Below are 21,084 nucleotides of genomic sequence, written 5' to 3' on the forward strand. Positions count from 1 at the left end.
TCCCTAGTTCATGATCGAAACTGTTACTCCTGCGAAAAAGACTTTTTACCAACGCTATGCGTCCTCAGCCATTGCATTAATGTTACTGGCTTCGTTTCTGTTTGCTGGAATGACCTTGATAGCCAAGCAACTGAGTTCCCGATTTGAGGCCGTTGAACTGGTATTTTTCCGAAACCTCGTGGGAGTTATTTCCATCCTGATCAGCTTAAGACAGAAACCCATGCAGCAGCCGGGCGGAAAGCCACTGTTGTTAATCTTTCGGGGTGTAGTGGGAACGGCCTCTTTGTATATGCTTTTCTATTCCGTTCGGACCCTGAGTCTGGGAACGGCCTCGGCTTATCAATATACCTATCCCATTTTTTTAAGCATTCTTTCCTTTTTATTCTTCGGCGAGAAACTAAATCGTCGGGAATGGTTGGCTATCGGGCTGGGTTTCCTGGGAATTCTACTCATTTTCCGACCGGACGTTACCATGCCCCTCCGCTGGCATTTGATCGGGCTGAGTTGTGCGATATTAACTGCCGTTTCGTACCTGTCCATTCGCAGCCTGAATCGGTATTATGATACGCGGGCCATTGTTCTTTCCTTTATGTTATCAGGGCTGATTCTCCCGGCTCTCTCTATGCTAACGGGAAGTTTGTTCCCTGACGTTAATCACTGGCTGATTGGTCGCTTCGTCTGGCCTCAGGGTTGGGAATGGGCGATACTGTTAATGATGGGACTGGCCGCTTTACTTGCTCAATTATGCATGACCCGTTCACTAAGTATGGATAAAGCGGGTCGCGTTTCAGCGGTAGGGTACTCTAATATTGTCTTTTCTCTACTTTTCGGAATCATTCTGGGCGACCCCCTTCCTTCCTTCGTCATGAGTTTAGGCATTACTTTGATTATCAGCGGAGGCGTACTGATAGCCTGGAAGAAAAAAACAACTGGAAAGCTTTCCTGATACATGCTGTCATGCTTATTAGTATCAGTTTCTGTAAAAAAAGCATTAGATTTTTCTTAGAAAAAGCAAGGGTATTGTGATTAATTAAACGTCTTATAATCAGCAGTTACTAGCCTCTTTCCTACAGTATATTATTTAATTTTTTTAATAAATCGATCAGGGTTATTTCTGTTCGCAGAAATCGATTGGGTCTGGGCTTTTCGAAGCTCTGCTCGTGAAATCGTAGTGCTGAGTAAAATCCATATCTCTATAAACTAGTTATAACCACCCAAAGACGAGCATAACCTATGACTTTTCTGGATGAAACCATCGCTCTTCCCGTAGGCGTTACGCTGGATCGCTTTATCAAACGTAACCAGGATGCTTTTCCCTTTGCTACCGGGGAATTGTCGCAGTTATTACGTGACATTGCCATCGCCGCCAAAATTGTCAATCGTGAAATCAACAAAGCTGGATTAGTGGATGTGACCGGTGCCATCGGAACGTCTAATGTTCAGGGTGAAATGCAGCAGAAACTGGATATGATCGCTCATATTCGCTTTATGCGGGCTCTACGTAATGGGGGAGAAGTGGCAGGAATTGTATCTGAAGAAGAAGAAAATATCGTAATGACGGGGAACGACGATGCCCGCTATGTGGTGGCAATTGATCCGCTCGATGGCTCTTCCAACATTGATGTGAATGTTTCAATCGGAACCATTTTTTCCATCTATCGTCGCCTGAGCCCTGTGGGAACGAAGGTAACCCTGGATGATTTTCTACAGGGTGGCGATGCTCAGGTAGCGGCGGGCTACGTATTATACGGTTCCTCAACCGTGCTGGTATACACTACTGGACACGGTGTGAATGGATTCACTTACGAATCCTCGCTCGGTGAGTTTTTTCTGTCGTATCCAACCATCAAAATTCCCGAAGACGGGTCCATTTATTCCATTAATGATGGCAATGCTCTGGACTTTCCAGAGCCTATTTCCGATTACCTGGACACCTGCCGTACCCGTCGTTATTCTTCCCGGTACATCGGTTCATTAGTAGGAGATTTCCACCGGAACCTTTTGAAAGGAGGGATCTATTTCTATCCTCCAACGGCTAAAACCCCTAACGGGAAACTACGCTTATTGTATGAGTGCTATCCGTTAGCTTTTATCATTGAACAGGCGGGCGGTTTAGCTACTGACGGTAAACAGCGATTAATGGAGGTAAAAATTAAGAATTTACATCAGCGAAGTGCTTTATGCATTGGATCAACGAATATGGTAAAGGAAGTAGAAAAAATTACGCTACAAAAAGAAGAAATGCTGGCGGCTAAATAACGGGTAGATTGACAGAAGTCAATTGCCCACTTCTACTCGTTCGGGAACTGTTTTCTACAAATTTTTATAACTTATATATAATTAAGTGTTTGATTTTCAGGGATTAATGAAATAGGTCTGCTTTTTTAACCTTTAGTATCGTGACTATCAACCACATAAAACTTATAAGTCATGGAAACTACAGTAACCAACGAAAAATTAGTAGATGTTTTAAATGATCTGGTACGTATTAATAACGACCGGATTTCAGGATACGAAAAAGCAGTAAACGAAACAGAACTCGAAGACGTAGATCTGAAGGCTCTTTTTAACCGCTTTGCGGATGAAAGCCGTACCTACCGTGATGAACTGAGCCGCGAAATCGTAAATCTGGGCGGTACGCCAACCGACGAAACGACTACCTCAGGTAAATTCTACCGGGTATGGATGGACGTGAAAGCAGCGTTTACTGGCAAAGACCGTAAAGCGATTCTGGAAAACTGCGAGTTCGGTGAAGATGCCGCTCAGGAAGCCTATCAAACGGCTCTTGAATCAGATGCAAACATGTCGACAGATATCCGTCAGTTAATTAGCACTCAGAAAGCTAAGCTGAAAGATTCGCATGATGCGGTGAAAAAATACCGTGATCTGCACGCTAAACTAGACTAGTAGATTCATAGGCATTTTGTCTTAAGAATAGAAGGCGATTCCAATAATGGAATCGCCTTTTTTATTGATAATCTGATACATAAGCGTTGAAAATAAAGCAATTTATTCTATTTAAATTTTTTTATTATTCCAAGATATAAATTTAAAATAATTAATTAATTGTTTGATTTTAAGGTATTTAAGTAAAATTATTGGCTTTTTGTTTTTGAATATAAACGGGATGTCGTTCTTTTGAAGCAACGAATTAGTAATTAAGAATATCTAATGATAATATGAGTTCTTTTCTTACTATCCAGCCCCGTTTTTATTAACCAAGAAGAGTCAAAAATTAAACGTATGTGTGGAATTGTAGCTTATGTGGGACACCGGGATGCCTATCCGCTCATTATTAAGGGATTAAAACGCTTAGAATATCGAGGCTATGATTCCGCAGGGGTCGCTTTAAATACCGGAGACGGTCTACAGGTATATAAAAAGAAGGGAAAAGTAAGTGATCTGGAGGCTTCGCTAACCGATGAAAATCTGAAAAGTAACGTCGGTATCGGGCATACTCGCTGGGCTACCCACGGCGAACCTAGCGACCGGAACTCCCATCCCCACTATTCTCACTCGGGAAACCTGGCCATTATTCACAATGGCATTATTGAAAATTACGGAGCTATTAAGCTGAATTTACAGAACAAAGGCTACGAGTTTCGTTCGGACACTGATTCAGAGGTTTTCATAAATTTTATTGAAGACATTCAGAAAGAAACGTATAGTTCGATTGAAGAAGCCATCCGGTTAGCCATGCAGGAAGTGGTTGGAGCTTATGCCATTGTAGTAATGAGCAAAGAGCATCCCGATCAGCTCATCGCAGCTCGCAAAGGTTCCCCACTGGTGATTGGCGTAGGAGAGCAAGAGTATTTTTTCGCTTCCGATGCTACACCGATTATTGAGTATACGAACAACGTTATTTACCTGGATGACTTTCAGATTGCGGTGGTTCGCAATGGCGAGTTAACCGTCAAGAATATCGAAAATATTATTCAGTCGCCTTACATCCAGCATATTGAAATGGAGCTGGAGGCGATTGAGAAAGGCGGTTACGAACATTTCATGCTCAAGGAAATTTTCGAACAGCCGCGTTCGGTGAAAGATTGTTTACGAGGGCGGGTGAATGCTGATGAAGGCCACTTGGTTTTGGGTGGACTTCGCGAATATTTGGATGACATTGCCAAATCCCAGCGGATAGTCATTGTAGCCTGTGGAACTTCCTGGCATGCTGGGCTGGTAGCTGAGTATATATTTGAAGAGCTGGCCCGGATTCCCGTTGAAGTAGAGTATGCCTCTGAATTCAGGTATCGAAACCCGATCATCCAAGAGGGGGACGTGGTCATTGCCATTTCACAATCTGGTGAAACAATGGATACACTGGCAGCCTTAGAGCTGGCTAAGTCAAAAGGAGCCATCATTCTGGGTATTTGTAATGTGGTCGGAGCTTCCATTCCCCGCATTTCTCACGCGGGTGCTTATACCCACGCCGGACCTGAAATTGGCGTTGCTTCTACCAAAGCATTTACCGCTCAGGTGTCGGTATTAACTCAGATGGCCATTGCGGTAGCTCGTCGGAAAGGCAGTCTGCACGAAGATACCTTCCGCCGATTCCTGTTCGAACTGGAACGCATTCCCGAGAAAATTGAGAAAGTGCTGAAGAATGCCGAAAAAGTCGAGCAGATTTCAGCCTTGTTCAGCAACGCCCGTAACTTTATTTACCTCGGTCGCGGACTCAATTTCCCGGTTGCTCTGGAAGGTGCTTTAAAACTGAAAGAAATCAGTTATATCCACGCCGAAGGTTATCCGGCGGCTGAAATGAAACACGGTCCGATTGCTTTGATTGATGAGGATATGCCCGTCGTTTTCATTGCGACAAAGGACCAGTCTTACGAAAAAATTGTCTCGAATATTCAGGAAGTAAAGGCCCGGAAAGGGAAGGTAATTGCGGTAGTAACGGAGGGCGACAAGCTAATTCCAACCATGGCAGACCACGTCATTGAAATTCCGATCACGCACGAGATTCTGACGCCGCTATTATCAGTAATTCCTCTGCAATTATTGTCTTACTATATCGCTGTCATGCGAGGTTGTAACGTAGACCAGCCGCGTAACCTGGCAAAATCAGTTACAGTAGAGTAACGAATCTTTCATGAAGTGTTTGAAACCACCTGCAAAGGTGGTTTTTTAGTGTCATAAGTAAATTTATGTGCAAAAAAATATAGTAATTATTATATAAATAATCAAAATACAGTCAGTGGATAGCAAATTTCAGGGAGTTAGAGTTAGCGTGGGATAATATATTTGCATAGTAGATAAGTTCATAAATTTCTTAGATAGTGAATATTATAAGAAGACGTCTACACCTCAAAAGGACCTGCCCAGGATTTTAACCTTTCCACTATGACTTAAAACCTGTTTTCCAAGAACCTGGAAAAACTAACGTTTTTCTCTTCTTGAACTTCACGCCTAATTACCTTTTTTCACACTTCGCCAGGCGGAGTGAGTGGAATCCTATTGCTTACAATTACTCTATAAACCTTATTTCTATGCGTCGACTTTTACGGAGGAGTGACCCCTTTCGCTGGTTACTTGTATTCCTCTTCTTCAGTCTTCATCTGGCCGTAGTGCAGGCGGCAGATGTCCCCGTTTCGGGAACCGTGATTAATACCAGTGGTGAGCCCCTGGTGGGCGTAAGTGTCTTATTAAAAGGAACAACCCGTGGAGTAGTTACGGATGTAGAAGGAAAATTCAGGATCAACGTACCGGATAGTGATGCTACACTGATTTTCAGCTTTGTGGGTTATACCCCACAGGAAATGGCGGTAGGGTCGCTGACGCAAATGACCATTACGTTACAGCAGGATACCAAAAACCTGACCGAAGTAGTGGTGGTAGGATACACCACCCAGTCGCGGGCAACGGTAACGGGTGCGGTTGGAACCTTGAAGTCATCCGACCTGCTTCGTACGCCAGCAGTCACTACTTCTGGAGCTTTAGTGGGTAAAATTCAGGGGATTACGGCTCGTCAGGCAGATGCCCGTCCGGGTGCCAGCACGAGCATTCAGATTCGGAACATGGGGACGCCTCTGTTTATCATTGATGGCGTTCCTTCAGATGCAGGTAATTTCAATAACCTCGGGCAGAATGATATTGATAACATTTCTATCCTGAAAGATGCTTCTGCCGCGGTCTACGGATTGAGGGCCTCCAATGGGGTAGTACTGGTAACAACCAAGCGTGGAAAAGCGGGCTCTAAGCCAGTAATCAACATCAATGGGTATTATGGCGTTCAGAATTTTACCCGTTATCCCAGACCTGCAAATGCCTATCAATACGTTCGTGGATTGATCGAATCAGATCAGAATCAGCGAATTACCACTTCGTGGACTCCCGAAGAACTAGCTAAGTGGAAAGCAGGTACTGAAAAAGGGTATCGGAGCTTCGATTATTATGATATGGTCATGCGACCTAACGTACCGCAGTATTCTTTGAATGCCAATGCCTCAGGTGCCAATGAAACGGTAAACTATTATGTGTCAATCGGACACCTGGATCAGCAGGCTTTAATCCCAGACTATAAATTCAACCGGACCAACCTGCAAACCAACGTAGAAGTGGCTCTGGCGAAGCGTTTCAAAATTGGTACTCAGCTTAGTGCCCGTCGGGAGTTACGTAGTCAGGTGGGGGTTCCGGGGTTGGACGACTACTTCAATCCGTTCCTGAGTATCTTCACCATGTGGCCTACGGAGCGTCCGTATGCAAACGATAACCCTAACTACATCAATCAGACTCACAACGTAAACGTAAACCCTGCTACGTATAAAAAAGATGTGACGGGTTACGTCGATGAAGTATGGATGAACGGAAAAGGAAACTTCTACGCTCAGTACGATTTTGATTTCGGGCTGTCTGTAAAAGGAACGTATTCGTATGCTTTTACTAATTTCGATTTTGATGGATTTGAATATACGTATAATGCTTATCGTTATGATGAGCCGACGGATACCTATAACCTGGTACCGGGGGGCGGTAATCAGAATCCCTGGAGAGAACGTCGGAAACGTAATATTATCGACCGATTTGCTCAGGTTCAGTTGAGTTATAACAAGCAACTGGGTGACCATAGCCTGTCAGCAGTGGCTGCGTATGAGCGGTACGATCAGGATAATAAATACATGGTTGTGCATACCGTGCCGCCCAATAACTACATCCCCATTCAGTATTTCGCCAACCAGGATTATCTGGCGGACGAGTGGAACGTACAGGCCCGGGCAGGTTACATTGGTCGATTTAATTACAACTACAAACAGAAGTATCTGGCTGAGATCGTAGGGCGTTACGATGGTTCCTTTCTCTTTGCCCCCGGCAAGCGTTATGGTTTCTTCCCCGGTGTGTCTTTGGGCTGGCGGCTATCGCAGGAACCATTCCTGAAAGATCATACTGCCCATTTTCTGGATGATTTGAAACTTCGGGTTTCGTATGGTAAAACGGGTAGCGATCTGATTAACGACGGTTTTATTGTGGCTCCCTACAGCTACTCTCCAGGGTATAACTGGAACAGCGGAACGGCGGTATTTGATGGCAACCTGATTACAGGATTACAGCCTCGCGGATTACCTATTACTAACCTATCATGGGTAACCAATACCAACCGGAACATCGGCGTTGATTTCTCGTTCTTCGACGGAAAATTCTCGGGGACATTTGATGCCTTCGAGCGTCTTCGTCAGGGTTTGCCTGCGGCTCGTTACGATGTTCTGTTACCCAGTGAAGTGGGGTATTCCCTTCCTAATGAAAACCTGAATTCTGATTCTCATCGGGGTTTTGAGGGCATTTTAACCTATCGGAACAAGTGGAATGATGTGCAGTATTCCTTCAGCGTCAACGGAACAGTAGCTCGTCGCTGGGATGTGCAGGGGATTTACAAACCCCGTTTTGGTAACTCCTGGGATGAGTATCGTAACTCCTGGAATCAACGCTGGGCTAACATCAACTGGGGGTACCAGGTGATTGGTCGCTTCCAGTCGCAGGCGGAAATTGATAACTACGGGGTAAACAACGATGGCCAGGGCAACCGTACCCAGTTACCCGGAGACTTCATCTACAAAGATGTGAACGGTGATGGAATCATTAACGGACTAGACGAACGCCCCATTGGTTTTGCCGAGGGAGCCAACCCGTATGTAAGTTTTGGTATCAACAGTAGTGTTTCCTGGAAAAACTTTACGTTACAGTTTGATTTTGCCGGAGCCACCATGCAGACTTTCCAGCGGGACTGGGAATTGAAAATTCCTTTCCAGAACAACGGTAATTCGCCCGATTACATGCTGGAAGATCGCTGGCACCGCGAAGATCCCTTCAACCCCGACAGTCCCTGGGTACCCGGAACCTATCCTGCTATCCGCAAGGATAACCCTAGTCACGTGAATTTCCGCAAAAGTGATTTCTGGTTAACGAACGTAAGTTACATCCGCCTTCGGAATCTGGAATTGGCTTATAATATCCCGACTGAAGTGCTGAGGAAAATCAAACTTTCGGGTCTACGAGTGTACATCAATGGGACAAACCTCTTCTCGATTGATAACGTCAAGAAGTTTGGCATTGACCCCGAAATTTCTTCAGGAAATGGTCTGGTTTATCCGCAGCAGCGGCTGGTAAATGCAGGCTTTAGTTTAAATCTTTAATTGATATTTCCATGAAACTGAACTATAAACAACTCATTCTGGCCGCTTTAGTAGTACTGGTTTCCAGTTGTAAGGAAGGGGATTGGCTGGAGCGACAGTCACCCACGCTGATTACCGAAGAACAGGTTTGGAATGACGCAAAAATGATTACCAGCCTGCTGGCTAACTATTACAATCGTTTACCTGCACACACTCAGCTTGATAACGGGTGGGCCGAATTCGCATCTTATGATGAGGCCATGTGGTCGGGTAACGATGATGGACGAAACAACATCATTTCCTATGGTTTTGAACGTTGGCGGCTGTGGGATTATAGCCTGATTCGGGACATTAACCTGGCTCTGGAAAGTATTGAACGATACGGAAATACCCTCACTGCTGCCCAGAAGACTCAGTTTTCGGCGGAGTTACGTTTCTTGCGGGCCTATCAGTACTTCGAGTTAGTGAAACGTATGGGGGGTGTTCCGCTGGTAACCAAACAACTGATCTACGATTTCAGCGGCGATCCAACGCCTTTGCAACAGCCTCGCAATAAGGAAGCCGAAGTGTATGATTTCATTGCTTCTGAACTGGATGCCGTTAAGGATCAGTTGGGTAACTCAGGTAGTAACACCCGGGCTAACAAGTATACCGCTCTGGCTCTGAAAAGCCGGGCGATGCTGTACGCGGGATCTATTGCCAAGTACAATAACCAGATGCCCGCTCCCATTACCTTACCCAACGGGGAAGTAGGCATTCCGGCCAATCGGGCGACGGACTATTACACGAAAGCTCTGGCGGCAGCGAAGGAAATCATCAATTCAGGAGCGTATACGCTGTATCAGTCAAATCCGAACCTGGGTGAAAATTTCTTTGAGGCGATTACTAAAAAAGTAAATAACCGCGAGGTAATCATGGCTCAGGACTTCCTGACGGCTAAGGATAAACGCCACGGATTTACTTACGATAACATCGCTCGTGGGGTTCGGGAGGATAACCTCGGTTCGTCGGCGGTAACGCCTACGCTAAATCTGGTAGAGGATTATGAATACCTGGATGGAAGCTCCGGTGAACTGAAAAATCGCACGGCTGATAACAGCGATTACATCTATTACGACCGTCCACAGGACATTTTTGCCAACAAGGACGCTCGTTTGTACGGAACAATTATCTATCCGGGAACCAGCTTTCGCGGACAGGAAGTACAGATTCAGGCGGGGGTAAAAGTCTGGAATGGGAGTGCCTATCAGAACGTAGAATCCAACACCCTGGGAGCAAACTATACGGATGGGAAATTGATAACGGGAACCTCAGGCCCTCAGCGTTCACAAACGGAAGTGTCTAACACTGGTTTTTATCTGCGTAAATACATTGACCCTGCCCCGATGGCGAGCACCCGCGGTGTTCGGAGCGATATGTGGTGGGTGCGTTTCCGGCTGGGCGAAATGTATCTGAACGCTGCCGAAGCCGCTCTTGAGCTCGGACAAACCGCCGATGCTCTTCAGTATGTGAATACCCTTCGTCAGCGGGCGGGTTTCCCGGCGAATAGTTTGAAAACGCTGAATATTCAGAAAATTCAGAACGAGCGTCGCGTGGAGCTGGCTTTCGAAGATCACCGTGTCTGGGATTTGAAACGCTGGCGGATTGCCCATGAAATCTGGAATGGCAGTACGAGTAACCCCGACGCCATGGCGTTTGCCCTGTATCCCTATCGCGTCGTGCGTCCGGGTGACCCGAAAGATGGAAAATACATTTTCGAGAAATTGGCGGCACCCCGGTACCGGGCTCCGCGTCTGTTTCAGTTAGGCAATTATTATTCGTCAATCGACCAGTCCGTTATCAACAATAATCCCAAAATCGTACGCAATCCTTTCCATTAATATGAAGAAGTTAATTCTGGGTAGTTTGCTGGCTTTAGTTGGGTTGGCGGGCTGCGTAAAAGATAATTTTGATGCTCCACAATCTAACCTCACGGGGCAGGTGGTGTACAATAACCTGCCCGTGGGGGTAAGGAGTAACGGTGTGCAGTTGGAGTTATGGCAACATGGCTACGCTGCGTTCACGAAAGTCCCCGTCTATGTCGATCAGGACGGTTCGTTTTCGGCGACCCTATTTGATGGTGATTATAAGCTGGTGTTACTGAGAGGTAACGGTCCCTGGGTGGCTAACAGTGATACCATTCAGGTAAACCTCCGGGGGAATATGACCGTTAACGTGCCCGTGACGCCTTATTACACGGTCGGATCGGCTACTTACACGAAAAATGGAAATACCATTACGGCTATAACGAAAATCAATCAGGTAGTGGCTAGTCAAGCCATTGAGCGGGTAACCTTTTATCTGGGAGCCACGCAGTTTGTGGACATTAACAACAACGCCGCCCGTGTAGACTTAACCGGAACTGCTCTCGCTGACTTAAGTAAAAATCTGACCCTTACGCTAAACGTCCCCAATAATCTGGGTAAAGCTTACGCCTACGGTCGGATTGGAGTCAAAACGGCTGGTGTAGGGGAGATGCTGTATTCGCCCGTTCAGGAAATCAAGTGGTAGTTTAGTAGTTCAGGTTTTTCTTACTTCCCGAAAGTAATTGCTTTCGGGAAGTTTTGTTTAAAGCGGTTCTAACTACTATTTTGACAGTAAATAATATATTAATCAATATTAATGTCAAAATAAAGGAATTTAAAGGTAAATCATAGGGAGTCATGCCCTCGTTATTTGTCTAACTTTGGAGGAGTGATTATGACATGATCGAAAATGTCTTTTTAATAAACCACTTGCCTCTTCCTTTTTACTGCTGCATGAAAAAAATAGTTACTACCCTGGCTTTAGCTCTGGCTTCGAGCCTGACTTTTGCTCAAAATCAGTTGACGATCAGTAATTCTTCTGAGAACGTTACCATTAATAAACATATTTACGGCCATTTTGCCGAACACCTGGGCCGCTGCATTTATGGCGGGATTTACGTGGGTGAGGACGCCAAAATTCCTAACCAGAAAGGGGTACGGAATGATGTAGTCGAGGCCTTGAAGAAGCTGAAAATTCCAAACCTTCGTTGGCCCGGTGGTTGTTTTGCGGATACCTATCACTGGAAAGACGGCATTGGCCCCAAAGCAAAACGACCTTCCATAGTAAACACCTGGTGGGGCGGCGTGACGGAAGATAATAGCTTCGGAACGCACGATTTCCTCGATCTCTGCGAGCGTCTGGGCACAGAACCTTATCTGGCAGGAAATGTGGGTAGCGGCACGGTTCAGGAGTTAACCGATTGGGTGCAATACGTAAACTTCGACGGAAAAAGTCCGATGTCTAGTCTTCGGAAAGAAAATGGCCGGGAAAAGAGTTGGAATGTCAAATTCTGGGGCGTAGGGAACGAAGCCTGGGGTTGCGGTGGGAACATGAAAGCGGAATATTACGCCAACGAATACCGGAAATACGCCACCTTCATGTCGGATTGGAATAATACCGGGAAACTGTTCAGAATTGCTTCGGGAGCTAACTCGGCGGATTATCACTGGACGGAAGTACTCATGCGGGATATTCCTCACGAAATGCTTTCGGGGGTAGCTTTGCACCATTATTCCGTAACAAACTGGCAGCATAAAGGCCCATCTACCGAATTTGATGAGAAGCAATATTTCGGTACCATGAAGCAGGCTTTGTTCATGGAAGAACTCGTGCAGAAGCACAGTGCTATCATGGATAAGTACGATCCCAAGAAGAAAATAGCCCTGGTGGTGGATGAATGGGGCGGCTGGTATGAAGTAGAACCCGGCACAAATCCCGGTTTTCTGTACCAGCAAAATACCATTCGTGATGCAATGATTGCCGGGGTGACGCTGAACATTTTCAATAACCACGCCGACCGTATTCGCATGGCGAATCTGGCTCAGGTAGTGAATGTATTGCAGTCCGTGATTTTAACGAAGGACGAAAAGATGTTACTTACGCCGACCTATCACGTTATGGAAATGTACAATGTGCATCAGGATGCTACCTTGCTACCAGTGGAGCTAAAAAGTAATGATTATTCCTTTGAGGCGGATAAGCTGAAGGCCGTATCAGCTTCCGCTTCTAAAGATAAAAATGGATTGACGCACGTTTCACTGGTGAATATTGACCCGAAAAAAGCACAGGATATAACCATTGATTTAAAAGGATTGAATCTGAAAACGGTGACGGGTCGTGTGCTGACTTCGGCAAAATTACAGGATTATAATACCTTCGAGAATCCTACAAAAATACAACCCGCCGATTTCAAAGGTGCCAGCCTTTCAGGAGCTCAGTTGAAAGTGAAACTTCCCCCTGCTTCTGTCGTAGTGCTGGAATTGAAGTAAGATCATTAACAAAAATCCAATGCAATTACCTAAACTGTATAAAACATTAATAGCCCTGGGACTCGCAGGGCAGGTAGCAGCCCAGACCCCTCTGGTGGTACAGGTGAATAAGCCCAAAGCGGATGTTCAACCTACCATGTGGGGGCTGTTTTTTGAAGACATTAACATGGGAGCCGACGGCGGGCTCTATGCGGAATTAGTCAAAAACCGTTCGTTTGAATTTACGACACCCTTAATGGGCTGGCGGGAAAGCAGAAGTACAAAAAGTACCGGTAGTGTATTGGTGATTAATCGGGCAGATCAGCCCGCTAATCCCCGATTCCTTCGGGTAAAAACCGACGGGGAGAAATACGGCCTGATTAACGAAGGCTTCCGGGGAATGGGCATCAAACAGGGTGTCGGTTATGACTTCTCGATTTTATCTAAAAATGTAGAAGGAAACCTGACGCTGAAACTGGAACTGGTGAACGGGGAAGGTCAGGTGTTAGGCACAGCATCGCTGCCTTTGACGAGTAATGACTGGAAGAAACATTCGGTTAGCTTTACGGCCAGCAAGACTGAACCTAAAGCGAAGCTGAATATCTGGTTTGAAGGAAAAGGAACGGCTGATCTGGATATGATTTCCCTATTTCCGAAAGACACCTGGAAGAACCGTCCGGGCGGCTTACGGGCCGATTTAGTACAGTTACTGGCCGATATGAAACCTGGCTTTCTGCGTTTCCCCGGTGGATGTATCGTGGAAGGCTATGACCTGGATCGGCGGTATCAGTGGAAAAATACGGTAGGGCCGATTGAAGCCCGTAAAGGGGAAATTAACCGCTGGAATACTGAATTCAAACACCGCCTGACTCCCGATTACTTCCAAACGTTTGGCCTGGGTTTCTTTGAATATTTTCAGCTTTCGGAAGACATCGGTGCCGAACCTTTGCCCATCCTGAACTGTGGTATGGCCTGTCAGTATAACTCGGGTGAGGTAGTTCCTGTCGATGAACTCGATCCTTATGTGCAGGACGCTCTGGATCTGATTGAATTTGCAAACGGTTCAACGGATACGAAATGGGGAAAACTACGAGCTGAAATGGGCCATCCCAAGCCTTTTAACCTGAAATTATTAGGCATTGGTAACGAGCAGTGGGGCCCTCAATACATTGATCGTTACGTGGTTTTTGAAAAAGCGATCAAGTCAAAATACCCTAATGTACGTCTGATTTCCAGTGCTGGACCTAATCCCGATGGCGAAGTCTTCGGTTTTCTGAGCGGAAAATTACGTGAGTTAAAGGCGGACATTGTGGATGAGCATTACTACCGCAGCCCTCAGTGGTTCATGGAAAACGCCAATCGCTACGATGATTATGACCGGAAGGGTCCTAAAATCTTTGCGGGTGAATATGCTTCTCAAAGCAAAGATATTGCCAGCCAGAATAACAAAAACACTTGGTTATGTGCCTTGTCAGAAGCAGCTTTCATGACTGGTCTGGAACGGAATGCGGATATGGTTCATATGGCTTCCTATGCTCCCTTGTTCGCTCATGCCGATGGTTGGCAATGGACGCCCGACCTGATCTGGATGAATAACCTGCAATCCTACGGAACGCCTAATTATTACGTTCAGAAATTATACTCGACTAATAAAGGAACGAAAGTATTACCCATTACCGCTAATAACGAGTGGGTAGCGGGTAAAAATAAGCTCTACGCTTCGGCCACCTGGGATGAACCTACGAAGGAAATCATTCTGAAGTTGGTTAATACGTCCGATCAGGCTCAGACCGAAACAATTAACCTGGAAGGAGTGAAGAAACTGGACAGCAAGGCCAAACGATGGACGATGAAAGGAGCAGAGTTAGATTCTGAAAATAGTTTTGAAAATCCGAAACAGGTAAGTCCTACCGAAGAAGAATTAGCCGTGAAAGGTACCAAACTAAACCTGACCCTGGCTCCTCAATCCTTCTCCGTGATTCGGGTAAAAGTAGTGAAATAGTAGTTGGTTAGGTTGGTTAAGTGAAAAGGCCGGGTTTGGTAATCCCGGCCTTCGTTTTTGATGAAAATAAATAGGGATAAAACAGAGTAATACTCGTACAGGATTGAAATCTGATACCAGTGGCTGCATCCCTGAGGACTAACTTATGCACCGAGATCCTCCTCAACGGAAGCATCAGGAGCATTTTTCTTTACTGATTCGATGCCATTCTCGCGACCCGCTTCGCTTGCATACATTTCGCTGGAACCGATAATCTGGCCATTCCCCGCTTTTAAATTAAAATAAGGCTTTCCGTTAGACGACGTTTTCCGTTCATAGTTACTGTCGTCAGGAGCGTTTTTCTTTACTGACTCAATACCATTTAAGCAAGCAGTTTTCGTAGTATACCCTTCGCTTGTTAAAATAGTCTGCCCATTACCCGCTTTAAGATCAAACTGGAGCTCACCATTCTTGCGGTTTTTAATTACAAATTTTCCCATGATTGAAGATGATTAGTAGTAAGATAAATCGATACTACCTGATGTTTTAGAAGGTAATTACTAGTTGAATAGTAAGCTAATATATTGTTAAATGATAATATGTTCGTAAAAATTCTAGTGAATTTTATTCATTTCGCTAGACTCATAGCCATACGATTGTGAGCAATTCATAACGGGATAAAGCAGAAGAATATGAGTGCATGGGTATCACTGGTGCGAGATTCCATCTCGTTCCTACTCTGAGGCAGATTCCCACCTGCCCTTATAACCTAGCCTGTCATTCCGAGTAAAGCGAAGGAGCTTAGCAGAGGCGTAATGTAAATCTCATCCTCAGGTAAATCGTAAAGGTAACAAGGTCCCTAGCTTCGTTATGGATGATAATCTTAGGATATAAGCGACCTTCCTCTTTTATATAAAAATGCCATTTTGAACAACCTCTACATCTAAAAACTCATGTTACGTAGCCTCTTATTACTGGTATTACCGTTAAAAATGTTCGCTCAGGACCCTGCCTCGCACGACCCCAGCACAATCATTAATGACGCAGGCAAGTATTACTTTTTCTCAACGGGTCACGGCATTACGGTTCAAACTTCCACCGACCTGAAAAACTGGCAGCAAGCCGAGTCCGTCTTCAAAAAGGGAAGCTGGCCGGAGTGGGTGAATACCAGCGTTCCGGGCTTTAAAGGACACTTCTGGGCTCCCGATGTCCTGAAAATGAATGGGAAGTATTACCTCTATTATTCCTGCTCAACCTTCGGTTCTTCCACCTCCGCCATAGGGTTAGCGACCAACGTGACCCTCGATCAAAAATCACCGGATTACCAGTGGCAAGACGAAGGAATGGTAATCGAATCCAAAGATCGGAAGGGTTTTAATGCCATCGATCCCAGCCTTTTGCAGGATACTGATGGACGGGTATATCTGACCTATGGTTCCTTTTTTGGGGGGATTGGAACGGTAGAGCTGGACGCTTCAACGGGAAAGATAAAAGACGGAGCCAGCGTCACGAGAGTAGCCGGAGGAAATGCCTCGGATTGGGAAGCTGCCTGTCTGACCAAGGAAGGAAACTATTATTACCTTTTTGTGAATAACGGCCAATGTTGCAAAGGGGTAAACAGCACGTATTACATTGTGGTGGGACGTTCGGAACATCCTTTGGGGCCTTTTCTGGATGCGGAAGGAAAGGATTTAACCAAAGGTGGGGGCACCCTGGTTCTTCGTACGTCGGGGCGATATATTGGTCCGGGTCATGTGGGTTTACTGAAGGAGAAGAAACAGGTATCGATTCATTACTACGATGCGGAGGATAACGGCAAATCGAAGCAAAAACGCTTATCCCTATCCTATAAAAAGGGCTGGCCCATACTTACGGAAAACAAATAATTTAATGGAATTTTTAAATTAAATTATGGTTTATTTCAAAATTAATGTGTTATTTCGACACGATTATTCCTCTATGTTGTATTGAATCCATGCTTCAACAGTATCCTCATGATAACCGCGTATTGGTCGCCACCGATTGTATCATCTTTGGCTTTGATGGAGAAGATCTAAAAGTCTTGCTCATCAAACGAAATTTTGAGCCCGAGAAAGGCAAGTGGTCGTTAATGGGAGGTTTTCTGAATGAGAACGAGGATCTTGAAGTAGGAGCAAAGCGTATTCTGCACGAATTAACAGGGCTGGAGAACGTCTACATGGAGCAATTGCAGGCTTTTGGAGAAGTGAAGCGTGATCCGGTAGAAAGGACAGTCTCTGTGAGTTTTTACGCCCTCATTAATATTCATGACCACGATACTGAGCTAGCCCGTGCAAACAATGCCTACTGGGTAAGTCTGGATAAAAAACCTTCACTCATTTTCGACCATGATCGAATGGTAACGATGGCCTTGCAGCGGCTTCGTTACAAAGCCGCCTTACACCCGATTGGCTTTGAATTATTACCCGAAAAATTCACCATTCCCCAGCTCCAGCGTCTATACGAAGCCATCTACAGTAACACGTTCGACCGACGGAATTTTAGTCGTAAAATTTTGTCTACCAAGCTTTTACTGGATACCGGAGAGAAGAACGAGCAGGGGGCTACTAAAAAAGCCATTCTGTATCGGCTGGATCAGGAGCGGTATCAACGGCAATTCAATGCGTTCCTGAATTTTATCTCTGACTTTTAAGGTCATTTGAAATAAATGTAGTCTTTGACTAATGAAATACTTAGAATGTGTCAGCTTAACACTTTAAATGAATAATGGCAGCAAAATACGTGATTGGCGTTGATTATGGGACCGATTCAGTACGATCACTCGTGTTGAATGCTCAAACGGGAGAAGAAATCGGAACCGCCGTTTATGAGTACCCTCGCTGGAAACAGGGTTTGTACTGCGATGCCCCGCATTCGCAGTTCCGCCAGCATCCGCTCGACTACCTCGAAGGGCTGGAATATACCATCAAGGAAGCCTTGAAAGGAGCTTCCGAAGAAGTGCGTCAGAACGTCGTAGGAATCTCCGTAGATACTACAGGCTCAACGCCCGGCCCGGTGGATGAAAATGGAACTCCGCTGGCTTTATTACCCGAATTTGCAGAGAATCCAAACGGAATGTTTATTCTCTGGAAAGATCATACGGCGAATAAAGAAGCCCAGGAAATCAACGATTTAGCTCACTCCTGGGACCCTGACTTCACTAAATACGTTGGTGGCATTTATTCTTCCGAATGGTTCTGGTCAAAAATTCTGCGAACGCTGCGGGTCGATGAGCAAGTAAGAGAAAAAGCCTTTTCTTGGATTGAACATTGTGACTGGGTATCCGCCGTTTTGACGGGTAACACCAACCCCTTAACCCTAAAACGCAGTCGTTGTGCGGCGGGCCATAAGGCTCTCTGGCACGAAGACTTCGATGGCCTGCCTTCCGAAGAATTCCTGACGAAGCTCGATCCCTTACTAAGTGGCCTTCGGGATCGGTTATTCCAGGATACTTATACTTCAGATGAAGCCATGGGCCAAATCTCTAAGGAATGGGCTGAAAAACTGGGCATTTCCGATCAGGCGATCATCGGCGTAGGAGCGTTCGATGCTCATATGGGTGCCGTGGGGGGAACCATTGAAGCGTATTCGCTTTGTAAAGTGATCGGAACGTCTACTTGCGATATGCTCGTAGCACCAACCGAAGAAATAGGTAATCTGCTCGTTCGCGGCATTTGCGGACAGGTAGATGGTTCTGTTATTCCCGGCATGTTAGGCATGGAAGCCGGGATGTCAGCCTATGGTGACATCTATGCCTGGTTACAACGTCTGGTGCTGCAACCCGTGCGGGAATTACTCGGCGAGGAAGCCGCTGAAACCATCCGCAAGCAATTAATCCCGCATTTATCGGAAAAAGCGATTCAGTTACCCTTGACTGAAAATGATCCCGTGGCTATTGATTGGTTCAATGGTCGTCGCACGCCGGATGCCAATCACACGCTGAAAGGAGCCATCATGGGTCTGAATCTGGGCAGTGATACTGCTCGGGTATTTAAAGCTCTGGTAGAAGCGACGGCTTACGGTTCGAAAAATATCGTGGATCGTTTTGTGAATGAAGGCGTCCCCATCAAACAGGTCATTGCCATTGGTGGTGTGGCCCGGAAGTCTGCTTTTGCGATGCAAACGCTGGCGAACGTCCTGGATATGCCGATCAAAATTGCCAAGTCTGATCAGGCTTGTGCGTTGGGAGCAGCCATGTTTGCTTCCGTAGCGGCAGGTGTTCATGCAAACGTAGGCGAAGCCCAGGCGGCGATGTCTTCTGGCTTTGATGCGATTTATGAACCGCAACCTGAAAAGGTAGAAGTCTATAAAAAGCTCTATCAGAAATTCCTGGATTTAGGTCACTTTGTGGAGTTTGGGAAAGAAGAACCCGCCTTATTGGGACACGCTTAAAAGGCGTTTAGGAGGATTGCCAATAAAACGCGGATTCCTGAGAAAAACGTCTGTGACGCTGGGCATTGAAAACGCCTTTTTCCAGCGACGCAGTCGCGGAAGAAGCTCTTTCGGATTTGCAATCCGAAAGCCATCTGTCAGGCATTTGTAACTCCGAAACAGCATAAAAATTGCAACGATTTACTTAATTAATAAACTGATTTTCAGTAATCAAGATCATGCTCGATTTAAAACAGTTTGAGGTCTGGTTCGTAACGGGTAGCCAGCATTTATACGGAGAAGAAACACTCCGTCAGGTAGATGAACATTCCAAAACCATTGCCGAACATTTAAATGCTTCTCTTCCGGTGCGGGTCGTTTTCAAGCCCGTTGTTAAAACTACCGAAGAAATCTACCGCATCGTTCAGGATGCCAACGTAGCTCCTAATTGTGCGGGCATTATTACCTGGATGCACACCTTTTCTCCAGCAAAAATGTGGATTCTGGGTCTGAAAGCTCTTCAGAAACCCATGTTGCACCTGCACACGCAGTTCAATCGCGATATCCCCTGGAGTAGTATCGACATGGACTTCATGAACCTGAACCAGTCTGCTCACGGCGACCGCGAATTCGGTTTCATCATGTCGCGGATGCGGATGAATCGTAAAGTAGTGGTAGGCCACTGGCAGCAGGAAGACGTGATTCAAAAAATCAGCGTTTGGGCTCGGGTATCGGTAGCTCGTTACGAAATGCAAGGCATGAAAGTCGTTCGTTTTGGCGACAACATGCGATATGTAGCCGTAACGGAGGGTAACAAAGTATCCGCTGAAATGACCTTTGGGTATTCGGTGAATACCCACGGGATTGGTGATCTGGTTCAGGTCGTTAATCAAATCTCCGACGCTGAAATTGATCGTTTGATTTCGGAGTACGAAGACGAATATAAAGTAGCTGCTTCGTTACGTCAGGATGGTGAATTCCGTCAGTCCCTTCGCGAAGCTGCTCGTATTGAGTTAGGCATGAAGGCCTTCCTGGAAGATGGAAACTACAAAGCCTATACGGATACCTTCGAAGATCTGCACGGTATGGCTCAATTACCCGGTATTGCCTCGCAACGTCTGATGGCGGCGGGTTACGGGTTTGGTGGCGAAGGCGACTGGAAAACGGCGGCCATGGTTCGTACCATGAAAACGATGGCGAGTGGCTTGAAAGGGGGTAACTCCTTTATGGAAGATTATACCTATCACTTCAGTCCTGGTAATAACCTCGTATTGGGCTCACACATGCTGGAAATCTGTCCTTCCATCGCGGATGGTCAGGCTTCCTGTGAGATTCACCCGCTGGGCATTGGTGGCAAGGCTGATCCTGTACGTCTGGTATTTAACGCAGCCGGTGGCCCCGCTCTGAACGTGTCCGTTATCGACGTAGGAAACCGTTTCCGGATTTTGGTAAACGAAGTAGAAGCCGTGGCAGCTCAGGAGGAATTACCTAAGTTACCCGTAGCCCGTGTACTCTGGAAACCCCAGCCGGATATGCAAACGGGCTGTGCGGCCTGGATTTTGGCCGGTGGAGCTCACCACACGGTGTACAGCCAAAACCTGACGACCGAATACATCGAGGACTTCGCCGATATGTTTGGTACCGAACTGGTGGTAATCGATAAAGATACCAATCTGCGTCAGCTGAAGAATGAACTTCGCTGGAATGATGTGAGCTATAAGTAGTATCCAGCCAGCTTTTGCTGGCAGCATTACTTGAAGTAATAAAGTTATGAAGAAGAAAGGAGTGGGCTGCC

The 21,084-nt window shown here is 45.9% G+C and carries 14 protein-coding genes; 13 read left to right on the plus strand and 1 reads right to left on the minus strand.

Annotated features, from left to right (window positions below):
- Nucleotides 1-10: 10 nt before the first annotated feature.
- The 9 genes from QE357_RS05325 to QE357_RS05365 all read left to right on the plus strand — a co-directional run bounded on the left by QE357_RS05325 (nucleotide 11) and on the right by QE357_RS05365 (nucleotide 14,921).
- Nucleotides 11-946 carry a DMT family transporter gene (locus tag QE357_RS05325; protein WP_309706329.1) on the plus strand — a complete coding sequence of 312 codons (936 nt, stop codon included), beginning with the start codon at nucleotides 11-13 and terminating at the stop codon, nucleotides 944-946.
- A 287-nt stretch (nucleotides 947-1,233) separates the two neighbouring features.
- Nucleotides 1,234-2,259, plus strand: coding sequence for a class 1 fructose-bisphosphatase (fbp, locus tag QE357_RS05330; RefSeq protein WP_309706330.1), 1,026 nt, complete (start codon nucleotides 1,234-1,236; stop codon nucleotides 2,257-2,259).
- Nucleotides 2,260-2,430: 171 nt separating this feature from the next.
- A complete protein-coding gene (locus QE357_RS05335) occupies nucleotides 2,431-2,907 on the plus strand; it encodes a PA2169 family four-helix-bundle protein (RefSeq protein ID WP_106636174.1) in 477 nt (158 codons plus the stop codon).
- Between the two features lie 336 nt (nucleotides 2,908-3,243).
- A complete protein-coding gene (glmS, locus tag QE357_RS05340) occupies nucleotides 3,244-5,082 on the plus strand; it encodes a glutamine--fructose-6-phosphate transaminase (isomerizing) (protein ID WP_309706331.1) in 1,839 nt (612 codons plus the stop codon).
- A gap of 407 nt (nucleotides 5,083-5,489) precedes the next feature.
- Nucleotides 5,490-8,627 (plus strand): TonB-dependent receptor, encoded by a 3,138-nt coding sequence (locus tag QE357_RS05345; RefSeq protein ID WP_309706332.1) that lies wholly within the window; start codon nucleotides 5,490-5,492, stop codon nucleotides 8,625-8,627.
- Nucleotides 8,628-8,638: 11 nt separating this feature from the next.
- Nucleotides 8,639-10,486 (plus strand): RagB/SusD family nutrient uptake outer membrane protein, encoded by a 1,848-nt coding sequence (locus tag QE357_RS05350; protein ID WP_309706333.1) that lies wholly within the window; start codon nucleotides 8,639-8,641, stop codon nucleotides 10,484-10,486.
- A 1-nt stretch (nucleotide 10,487) separates the two neighbouring features.
- Nucleotides 10,488-11,156 carry a DUF3823 domain-containing protein gene (locus QE357_RS05355; protein WP_309706334.1) on the plus strand — a complete coding sequence of 223 codons (669 nt, stop codon included), beginning with the start codon at nucleotides 10,488-10,490 and terminating at the stop codon, nucleotides 11,154-11,156.
- 248 nt (nucleotides 11,157-11,404) lie between these two features.
- A complete protein-coding gene (locus QE357_RS05360; RefSeq protein WP_309706335.1) occupies nucleotides 11,405-12,940 on the plus strand; it encodes an alpha-N-arabinofuranosidase in 1,536 nt (511 codons plus the stop codon).
- 19 nt (nucleotides 12,941-12,959) lie between these two features.
- On the plus strand, nucleotides 12,960-14,921 hold the full coding sequence (locus QE357_RS05365) for an alpha-L-arabinofuranosidase C-terminal domain-containing protein (protein ID WP_309706336.1): 1,962 nt from the start codon (nucleotides 12,960-12,962) through the stop codon (nucleotides 14,919-14,921).
- Between the two features lie 143 nt (nucleotides 14,922-15,064).
- On the opposite strand, the gene QE357_RS05370 is transcribed toward QE357_RS05365, so the two are convergent.
- Complete coding sequence (locus QE357_RS05370) at nucleotides 15,065-15,403, minus strand: YegP family protein (RefSeq protein ID WP_409050261.1); 339 nt, start codon at nucleotides 15,401-15,403, stop codon at nucleotides 15,065-15,067.
- 450 nt (nucleotides 15,404-15,853) lie between these two features.
- Between QE357_RS05370 and QE357_RS05375 the strand changes: the two genes are divergently transcribed.
- The 4 genes from QE357_RS05375 to araA all read left to right on the plus strand — a co-directional run bounded on the left by QE357_RS05375 (nucleotide 15,854) and on the right by araA (nucleotide 21,013).
- Nucleotides 15,854-16,786 (plus strand): arabinan endo-1,5-alpha-L-arabinosidase, encoded by a 933-nt coding sequence (locus QE357_RS05375; protein ID WP_309706338.1) that lies wholly within the window; start codon nucleotides 15,854-15,856, stop codon nucleotides 16,784-16,786.
- An 89-nt stretch (nucleotides 16,787-16,875) separates the two neighbouring features.
- Nucleotides 16,876-17,571 (plus strand): NrtR DNA-binding winged helix domain-containing protein, encoded by a 696-nt coding sequence (locus QE357_RS05380; RefSeq protein ID WP_106636182.1) that lies wholly within the window; start codon nucleotides 16,876-16,878, stop codon nucleotides 17,569-17,571.
- A 74-nt stretch (nucleotides 17,572-17,645) separates the two neighbouring features.
- Nucleotides 17,646-19,310 carry a ribulokinase gene (locus QE357_RS05385; protein WP_106636183.1) on the plus strand — a complete coding sequence of 555 codons (1,665 nt, stop codon included), beginning with the start codon at nucleotides 17,646-17,648 and terminating at the stop codon, nucleotides 19,308-19,310.
- Nucleotides 19,311-19,528: 218 nt separating this feature from the next.
- A complete protein-coding gene (gene araA / locus QE357_RS05390; protein ID WP_106636184.1) occupies nucleotides 19,529-21,013 on the plus strand; it encodes an L-arabinose isomerase in 1,485 nt (494 codons plus the stop codon).
- Nucleotides 21,014-21,084 lie beyond the last annotated feature (71 nt).

It is taken from the genome of Siphonobacter sp. SORGH_AS_0500 (assembly GCF_031453245.1).
GTDB lineage: Bacteria > Bacteroidota > Bacteroidia > Cytophagales > Spirosomataceae > Siphonobacter.